Annotated in this window: 8 protein-coding genes and 1 pseudogene; all 9 read left to right on the top strand. The window is 39.5% G+C overall.

The window, feature by feature from the left end; genetic code table 11:
* A pseudogene (locus tag D0T57_RS14665) lies at positions 1-217 on the top strand (MaoC family dehydratase); the annotation flags it as partial.
* A gap of 391 nt (positions 218-608) precedes the next feature.
* Positions 609-1,898: a site-specific integrase gene (locus tag D0T57_RS14660; protein WP_163274228.1), complete on the top strand. Its 1,290-nt coding sequence runs from the start codon at positions 609-611 to the stop codon at positions 1,896-1,898.
* A gap of 74 nt (positions 1,899-1,972) precedes the next feature.
* A complete protein-coding gene (locus tag D0T57_RS14655) occupies positions 1,973-3,268 on the top strand; it encodes an ATP-binding protein (RefSeq protein ID WP_163274227.1) in 1,296 nt (431 codons plus the stop codon).
* Between the two features lie 76 nt (positions 3,269-3,344).
* On the top strand, positions 3,345-4,382 hold the full coding sequence (locus tag D0T57_RS14650; protein WP_163274226.1) for a hypothetical protein: 1,038 nt from the start codon (positions 3,345-3,347) through the stop codon (positions 4,380-4,382).
* Positions 4,383-4,424: 42 nt separating this feature from the next.
* Positions 4,425-4,721 (top strand): DUF3853 family protein, encoded by a 297-nt coding sequence (locus D0T57_RS14645; RefSeq protein ID WP_163274230.1) that lies wholly within the window; start codon positions 4,425-4,427, stop codon positions 4,719-4,721.
* A gap of 3 nt (positions 4,722-4,724) precedes the next feature.
* Complete coding sequence (locus tag D0T57_RS14640) at positions 4,725-5,783, top strand: AAA family ATPase (protein WP_163274225.1); 1,059 nt, start codon at positions 4,725-4,727, stop codon at positions 5,781-5,783.
* A gap of 108 nt (positions 5,784-5,891) precedes the next feature.
* Entirely contained in the window at positions 5,892-6,794 is a 903-nt protein-coding gene (locus tag D0T57_RS14635; protein ID WP_163274224.1) for a toprim domain-containing protein, read from the top strand.
* A gap of 258 nt (positions 6,795-7,052) precedes the next feature.
* Entirely contained in the window at positions 7,053-8,513 is a 1,461-nt protein-coding gene (gene mobV, locus D0T57_RS14630) for a MobV family relaxase (RefSeq protein WP_255490620.1), read from the top strand.
* 62 nt (positions 8,514-8,575) lie between these two features.
* Positions 8,576-9,031, top strand: coding sequence for a hypothetical protein (locus tag D0T57_RS14625; protein WP_163274223.1), 456 nt, complete (start codon positions 8,576-8,578; stop codon positions 9,029-9,031).
* Positions 9,032-9,111 lie beyond the last annotated feature (80 nt).

The following is a 9,111-nucleotide window of genomic DNA, read 5'->3' as shown; positions in this document are numbered from 1 at the left end:
CAATATTAAAATGCTTATAAACTATGGTATCGAGAAGTTGAAATTTAATCAACCTGTTATTGTCGACAGTGAGGTACGCATTAGGGTAAAACTGGAATCGCTAATGAATCTGCGGGGTATAGCAAAAGCAGAATTGAAGGTAATAGTAGAAATAAAAGGTTCTCCGAAAAATGCTTTGGAAGAAACTGTTATATTCTTGTATCATTTCAATAATTGACAAGAAACGGGATATTCCTAGCAGTTACTAAGACCGACAAAACAAGATAGGGTGTTGAATTTTACATCCTGTTTTTTTGTTTCTATATGTGGATTTCTTCATCACGACAGAAACCCGTTTTCTGTCTTTTACACCCAGACAATATAGAAGCAAAAAACCCTACAAGTCATTGAACTTGTAGGGTTTGTCTTACTTTTGGCTGCTCTTGGCTTAGCCTCCCAGCGGAGAGAGAGGCTCTTTCTCCTGAACCTTCATAGAATATTATACATATTCAAACAACTGTTAATCAGCAATTATATGGTTCTAAACTTTAATCTAAGTATTATTGAATATCCTTGTATATATCGAAAATTGGGTGTACTTTTGGGTGTAACTTTTTAGCTGCACCCAAATGAATATAAAACGAAACATAGTCTTCTCCCTTGAAAAGAGAAAGAAGGACGGCAAACCAGTAGTGGAGAACGTGCCTATCCGTATGCGTGTCATCTACAATCACAATCGAATAGAATTTACCACAGGATACCGCATAGATGCCACGAAGTGGGATGAAGACAAACAGCGGGTTAAAAATGGATGCACCAATAAATTGAAGCAGACTGCAGCGGATATTAACTCTGATTTGCAGAAATACTCTGCTGAAATACAGGATATATTCAAAGGTTTTGAAGTTATAGACACAATTCCTACCCCCGAACAACTAAAGGCTTCCTTCAATAATCGTCTAAAGAAGGATATGCCTATAGAGCCGGAAGCGGAAGAACATACAGTTTCCTTTTGGGATATGTTTAAGGAGTTTGTCAGAGAATGTGGTATGCAGAATAACTGGACGGATGCCACATATGAAAAGTTTGCGGCGACTAAAAAGCATTTGGAGGATTTTGACATAAACCTGACTCTTGAAGCGTTGACTGAAAGTAAGCTGACCGAGTATGTAAACTTCCTCCGGGACACAAAGAACCTACGCAATAGCACCATCGGCAAGCAAATAGGCTTTCTTAAATGGTTTCTGCGGTGGTGCAAAAAGAAAGGCTACAATAATAATATAGCATTTGAGACATTCAAGCCGAAGCTAAAGACAACTCAGAAGAAAGTGATATTTCTCACATGGGCGGAACTTACGAAGTTACGAGAGTATAACATACCCGAAGCAAAGAAGTATCTCGACAGAGTAAGAGACGTATTTCTATTCCAGTGCTTCACAGGCTTGCGGTATTCCGATGTGTTTAATCTGAAGCGATGTGATGTGAAAGGGAATCATATTGAGGTGACCACCGTGAAAACCGCAGACAGTTTAATTATTGAACTGAATAATCACAGCAAGGCGATTCTCGACAAATATAAAGACGTTTATTTTGAGCATGATAAAGTCCTGCCGGTTATCACAAATCAAAAGATGAACGATTATTTGAAAGAGTTGGCAGAGCTGGCGGAGATAAATGAGCCAGTAAGGGAGACCTACTATAAAGGCAACCAACGGATTGACGAAACTTTACCAAAATATGCTCTGCTAGGTACTCACGCAGGACGAAGAACATTTATCTGTAATGCGCTGTCATTAGGTATTCCCGCGCAGGTTGTTATGAAGTGGACAGGACATAGCGACTACAAAGCCATGAAGCCGTACATTGATATTGCAGACGAAATTAAGGCCAACGCTATGGATAAATTCAATCAATTATAATCAAAACATTCCAATTAATCAGAGTATTTTGATTTTTCCGAACGTTTTAGTATTTTTATAGAAAATAAAGTTCAATGAAAAGAAAAGTAAGCAAGTCCCTTTTAGAATGGAAAAACAGTCCCAGAAGAATGCCTTTAATCGTAAACGGCGCTCGTCAGGTTGGCAAAACATATATTGTGGAGCAATTTGGTAGAGAACACTATGAAAGCATACTTTACCTTAATATGGAAATAGAGGCTTCACTAAACAAGTTTCTTGAAACGGAATTATCCCCTAATAAAATCATCCAGTACCTCGAAGCAACAAAGATGCAGGAGATTGTTCCTGGCAAAACTCTTATATTTATTGATGAAATACAGGCTTGCGAAAGAGCTCTGACTTCTTTAAAGTACTTTTGTGAGCAAATGCCTGAACACCATATTATAGCCGCTGGTTCCTTGTTAGGTGTTGCTATAAATCGAGAAAAATACTCTTTCCCGGTTGGCAAAGTCAATGAGTTAAATATGTACCCTTTGGATTTTGAAGAGTTCTTATGGGCAATGAATAAGGAGAAGTTGGCAGAGGAGATAAAATCTCATTATACCAGTAACGAAGCAATGCCGGAAGCTCTACATGAAGTTGCATTGGATATGTACCAAAAATATTTCATCGTGGGAGGTATGCCTGCTGCTGTGGTTACTTTTATCGAGACCGATAGTTTTATTAAAGTACAACCTGTTCAAAACGAGATACTGAACGAATACCTTGCTGATATGGCAAAGTATGCAGACCCTACAACCAGTATAAAAATCAGGGCTTGCTACAATTCTATTCCAGCCCAGTTGGCTAAAGAAAATGCAAAATTCCAATATAAGGTGGTTCAACGAGGAGGAACGGCAACTATTTTCGGTGAAGCTATCGAATGGCTTATTCTTGCCGGAATCGCACTAAAATGTCAACGCTTAGATCATGGTTATATTCCAATTAGTGCATACGTTGATTTAATAAACTTCAAACTTTATATGGCTGATATAGGAATCCTTACACTACGCTCCAAAATACCATTGCAAACTATACTGTCTCCCATCGAAGTGGATAACACTTTCCTTGGGGCTATGACAGAGAATTACGTCGCACAAGTGTTTGCCAGCAAAGGATACGATCTAATGTATTGGCAAAGCGACGGCAAAGCCGAAGTTGATTTTGTTCTTCAAATTGGAGACGCGGTTATCCCCGTCGAGGTGAAGAAAGGAAAGCGGAATCGTTCAAAAAGCTTAGGGGTCTTTGTTGAGAAATATAAATCACCATATTCCATCCGTATATCCAAAAAGAATTTTGGTTTTGAAAACGGAATAAAATCGGTACCACTTTATGCTACTTTTTGCATCTGAAAAGACAAAGAAGACCAACATATTCCAAAAAATCAAAATTTTCTGATTTTTCGGAACATATCTAGTAAATAAAAGTATGGAATCTCAGAACGAACATATATCATTGCTAACAAATCTGCTTCCCCAATATAGACTGATTAACTCTATCTACGAGCAGATTATAGATAGTTTAAAGTTGAGCTTTGACAATCAGTGCCGTATCACAGATTTCCATAATACATTTAAGAATAAGCAGGTATTTGAGAAAGCGGTATTAAATCTGCTTCTTTCTGCGGATAAGGAGAAGCTGGCACTAATTACTGCCAACCTAAAAGAGGAAATAAACAAGAATATCGAGTTGTATATTGCCAATAAAGAACAGTTTAACAATATAGACACACTCTACGTCTGTACCAAAAGACCCTGCCCACTCCGCTTTGAAATAAAGGGACAATTAGAGATTACCAATAAACTCGGACAGGAACTTACACCGATCAGAAACTCATTGGAATCCGCAAGCTGGAACAACGATAAAGTAGTGGAGCAACAACTCACAAGGAAAGAGGAACAAGTCAAGAGCCTATACAAGAAAGAACAGGACAAACTAAACAAGCTCTATCAACAGCAAAAAGAGTCCGATCGAAATGCTATCCGATACGTTCATAATGTATTCGGAGATGTTTGCGATCTGAGCAATTCCTTTATTTCTTTACTTGACAAATATTTCCCCATTGAAAAGGAAAGGGGAAAAGCATCCAATGGCACTCCGACCATCACGCCGGGAATATACTTCGACATGAATCTGGTCTCGCAGATTCATCAACAATGTAACAACATCCAGTTTGAAAACCTTTCAGAGACTGATTTCTATGCGCTACTCAACCTGCAACCCTGTAATTCCCGGTTAACTGTAAAGGACAGGGAAGGCGTTAGGGTATGTTATCTGATATACAAACTCTACGAACACCTTAAATCAGAGAGTCGCGCGCAATGGCGTACCGCAATTCTGACATCAGCCGGTATCAAAGAAGAATATTACAAATCCAAATACAAAGAACCAATATCCGAAATCCCAAGCCGGAAATCCGAGAATTTCGCCAAACGTATTGACGAGATATTTAATAATCCTTCTTGATACCACCCGATCACCACTTTTACCACTCAAAACAATTACAATATCAATGATTTGAAAGAAAAGCCGCTCTGGCAGATGACAGGTGGAGAGTTCCTCTACCTGCAACAAAACTCAGAGCAAAAGGAAGTCCAATCGGTTACACAGGTTGCATCCTCCAAGAAACATGTATATGGAATAGCCGGTATTGCCCGACTATTCGGATGTAGTATGCCGACCGCCAACCGTATCAAGCAAAGTGGTAAGATTGATAAGGCTATCACACAGATAGGTCGTAAGATTATTGTCGATGCAGAACTCGCCCTTGAATTGGCAGGACGTAAAACCGGAGGGAGGAAATAAGCTATGGCTAAGACTAAAGATAATATTCCGCCTCCTACTGAAGCGGTTGAAACGTGGAAATCTGCTCGCCTATTTGTAACGGATAAGTTTGATTCCCCTCCTGTAATATTGAAAATCGATGATTCTATTGTCGGCACATTAGGCAATTTCAGCGCATCCACCGGAAAAGCGAAGAGCAAAAAGACGTTTAATGTCTGCGCCATTGTTGCCGCAGCATTGACCAACAGCACGGTTTTGAGTTATACCGTATCATTACCCCCGAATAAACGCAAAATCCTTTATGTAGATACCGAGCAAAGTCCTTTCCATTGTTTACGCCTCATGAATCGGATTCTAAAGCTATCCAATTTGCCGACAGACACCCACCCAGAGCGATTGGTCTTTCTTGGACTTCGGCGCTATGCGACCAAAGACCGTCAGAAAAAGATAGAAGAAGCTATTCTTGAGACAGAAGGATTAGGACTTGTTATCATTGACGGCATTCGAGACTTAGCTCATGATATTAACAGTCCAGGAGAATCTACCGACTTAATCACAAAGCTGATGCAATGGACAGATGAACAGCAAATTCACATCCATGTTGTTCTACACCTAAACAAAGGCGATGACAATACCAGAGGGCATTTAGGAACAGAACTTAACAACAAAGCCGAAACGGTATTGCGGATTAAGGTCGATGAATTTGACAATGACACCAGTATAGTTGAGTCCATGTTTATCCGTGACCGTGATTTTGAGCCGTTTGCTTTTCGCATCAATACCCATAGTCTGCCGGAACTGATAGAGAACTGCCAACCGCAGCCAATAGCGAAAAAGAAAGCATTCAGTTATACAGAAGTATCGGAAGAAAAACACCGGGAAGCATTGGAAGCGGTATTTTCTATTGGCGAAGCGCTTTCGTATGGCAGCTTGATAGAACAGCTCCGTTCCTGTTACTCGGCTATTGGCTGTGAATGTGGAATAGGTAAAACTAAAAAACTAAAGCAATTCCTTACCAACAAGCGGATGGTTATTCAGGGCGAGGACAAACTCTATCGCCATAATAAGGATTTTTATTACTAACAACATCTTTTACCGGTTCGGTTCAGTTTGGGCGTATATATAATAAACCATCCTGAACCTCTCCCGTGAAAGAAGAATAAATTATTTATCAATTTAATTTTCAACAACATGGATGCAATAACAATAAATATGTTCCCGATTCGGGAATACCTTGCAGGCTTAAATATACACCCTGCAAAAGACAGAGGTTATTACGGTGTGTATCATTCTCCATACAGAGAAGATAACAATGCGAGTATGAAAGTGGATTACAATAAGAACTTGTGGATTGACTATGGTTCTAACGAAGGAGGAACGCTTATCGACCTTGTAATGCGGATTGAGAACTGTTCTAATGGTGAAGCAATGCGATCGCTGGAACAACGCCTATCGGGAGTACCTTCCTTTTCTTTTCACGGGAATAATACACCTGAGAGGAAAGAGGCAAAGTCGGAATCGACAATACGGATAAACGGAGTAGCTCCACTAAGCAGTCCTCTATTAATGGACTATCTTAGAGAGCGAAAAATAAATATCGACATAGCCAGGCTCCACTGCAAGGAGATAAACTATTCAGTAAATGGCAAGCCGTATTTTGCTATCGGCTTCCGTAATGATACAGGAGGCTACGAACTTCGAAGCAAATATTTTAAAGGATGTACATCCAAGGATATTACCTCGCATACATACGAGCAAAGCACTTGCCAGCTATTCGAGGGTTTTATGGACTACCTCTCATTTTTGACAATAAAGAACTGGCAACACTCCCCGGTAGATGCTATCATTTTAAACTCGCTGGCGAATCTGCCGAAAGTCGAAAACAAACTGGGCGGATACAATTCAGTTACTCTCTTCCTCGATAACGATGAAACCGGAAAGCGAGCTGTTCAAAATTTACGCTTAGTTTGCAAAGAGGTCATTGATCAGTCTGCACACTATGCAAAGCATAAAGACCTGAACGACTATTTATGCAATCGTTCCGTTCAGAAACAAGCTATAATAAAGAAGCTGGGTAGAGGTCGAAAAATGTAATCTGCCGCAGCTACCCCAAGGGCTTTTCAAAAAAGCCATAGCTTATTAGGGAATTTTCTTAACGCTATCGTTACACTACCACTAAAAATTCCCGAATAAGCCAAAGGTTTTCCCCCTTTGGAATCTCCCTTAGCGGTCTTTCGACCGCAGTCGCCAAGAGCGACTATTCAATGTGCGAATCATCTCTCTGCCGGTAGTATTCTATCAGCAGAAGTGATTCCCACACGCTAAATTTCAAACAATCTAATTGATATTATTATGGGATATGTTGTTTTCCATTTAGACAAGTCGCCCGGAAATGAGTCTGCCATGACAGACCATATCGAGCGAAAAGTAATACATCCAAATGTAGATCCTAAACGAATACATTTGAATCAGGAACTCGTTGAGTTTCCCGATGGAGTAAAAAATCGAACGGAAGCCATCCAACACAGATTGGACACGGCAGACCTTAAACGACAGATAGGCAAGAATCAAGTCAAAGTAATCCGCGTGATGATTTCCGGCAGTCCCGAAGATATGAAACGGATAGAGAGTGAAGGCAGACTGGATGAATGGTGCCGAGATAATATGGACTACCTGAAGAAAACATTCGGAGAGGATAATCTGGTTGCCGCTACTTTGCACATGGATGAAACTACTCCGCATATCCATGCTTCTATTGTTCCGATAGTGAGAGGTGAGCGAAGACAGAAAAAAACCAAAAAGAAACTGGAAGATAATAATCAGCTACAGAAGCCTAATGAAGAGCAAAAGCCAAAGCGTACATATAAGAAAAAAGACCCGAACAGACCACGCCTGTGTGTTGACGATGTAATGGCAAGGGAAAAGCTGATAGAGTATCAAGATACCTACGCAGTGGCTATGGCTAAATATGGATTAGAGCGAGGCATGAAAGGCTCAGATGCCCGGCATATAACCTTGACGGAACATTATCGCAACCAAACCATAGAGAGTAATAACTTGCAGATTAATATAGAGCAACTTTTGGCTGTAGAAGAAGCAAAACGGCAACGCATTGAGGAACTCAAACAGCAAGAACAGGATGCCAAACTGAAATTTGTTCAAGCAGAAGAGAAAAAGCAACAGAAAGAATCAGAGTTGAAAAAGACAGAGGATAGTCTTAATCTGGTAAAAGGACAGCTAAAAACCGAAGAGTTTAAGAACAAGGCTGCCGATGTCGGCTCCAATATCATCGAAGGCATAGGCTCGCTTGTAGGTACTTCAAAAGTAAAACGGCAACAACTGGAAATTGACAGCCTGAAAGAAGAAAAAGAAAATCTGGCTCAGGCGGTAAAGTTACTGAAAGAGGATATGCGATCCATTCAAAAGGAGCATCAAACAGCTATGGATAAGCTAAAGCAAGAACTTAAGAAGATTCATGACCTGTTCCCAAAACTCAAAGAATTGCTCTGGATTGAAAGACTGTTACAAGTAATGCGATTCTCTGAAGAACTGATCAAGGAAATTATGGAAATGAAACCGATTGGGTTTAAGGGAAGTATTTATTCAACTGAGTACCAACGAAACTTCAAAACGGAACATTCGGTTGCAGAAATTAAAGAACATCCAAAGGAAAAGGATAAACTACAACTCACTATTGATGGAATGAGTGATACGAGCTGGTTTCGGCAGAAATACAAAGAGTTTCAGGAATCAATAGGAATAAAGTTTATACAGAAGCCGGAAATGGGCAAAAATAAAGGTTTAGGGATGTAAATCAGGCTGTTTCGGAAATATTTAGTATTTTTGGGAGGAAATTAACAATAAAATAAACACTCATGAATCTAGAGCCAATTATTAATGCGAAATTTAAGAAATTTCGGGAGCAATTAGAATTGAATGATATTGCAGATGGAAATGCTTTCGAGAAATATGTTAATTATGTTATATTATCTTCTCATCAGCCAGATGCATTTAATGGAGATAACGAACTTTTGGAAAAAGTAAATGTCGGTGGAACACATGACATGGGAATTGATGGTATTGCTATAAAGTTGAATGGTTTACTTATTCGAGATTTAGCAGAAGCAAAAGATCTTGTTAAAAGATTTCCACGAGTGTCAGTCGAATTTATCTTTATACAATCAAAATACAAGTCTGATTTTGACAAAGGAGAGTTTAATAACTTTGCGGATGGGGTTCGTGAATTTTTATCTGAAAAGCAAAGGCAACCTCATAGTCCCGAAATAAAATCACTCATTAAGATAAAGGACTTTTTCATTAGTGTCCACTAAAAATTCGCAATCGTTCTTTGAAACATTTGAAATATAGTTAGTTATAGGGGTTTTTCGTGCGAACGGATTTCAATTTTCAT

This window comes from Dysgonomonas sp. 511 (assembly GCF_010501105.1).
GTDB lineage: Bacteria > Bacteroidota > Bacteroidia > Bacteroidales > Dysgonomonadaceae > Dysgonomonas.
The sequence above is the reverse complement of the archived record's forward strand: the minus strand, read 5'-3'. Positions and strand labels throughout refer to the sequence as shown.

Bases quoted from the DNA above. Each gene is read 5' to 3' on its own strand.
- D0T57_RS14660 (WP_163274228.1), top strand. From the start codon at position 609: ATGAATATAAAACGAAACATAGTCTTCTCCCTTGAAAAGAGAAAGAAG.
- D0T57_RS14655 (WP_163274227.1), top strand. From the start codon at position 1,973: ATGAAAAGAAAAGTAAGCAAGTCCCTTTTAGAATGGAAAAACAGTCCC.
- D0T57_RS14650 (WP_163274226.1), top strand. From the start codon at position 3,345: ATGGAATCTCAGAACGAACATATATCATTGCTAACAAATCTGCTTCCC.
- D0T57_RS14640 (WP_163274225.1), top strand. From the start codon at position 4,725: ATGGCTAAGACTAAAGATAATATTCCGCCTCCTACTGAAGCGGTTGAA.
- D0T57_RS14635 (WP_163274224.1), top strand. From the start codon at position 5,892: ATGGATGCAATAACAATAAATATGTTCCCGATTCGGGAATACCTTGCA.
- mobV (WP_255490620.1), top strand. From the start codon at position 7,053: ATGGGATATGTTGTTTTCCATTTAGACAAGTCGCCCGGAAATGAGTCT.
- D0T57_RS14625 (WP_163274223.1), top strand. From the start codon at position 8,576: ATGAATCTAGAGCCAATTATTAATGCGAAATTTAAGAAATTTCGGGAG.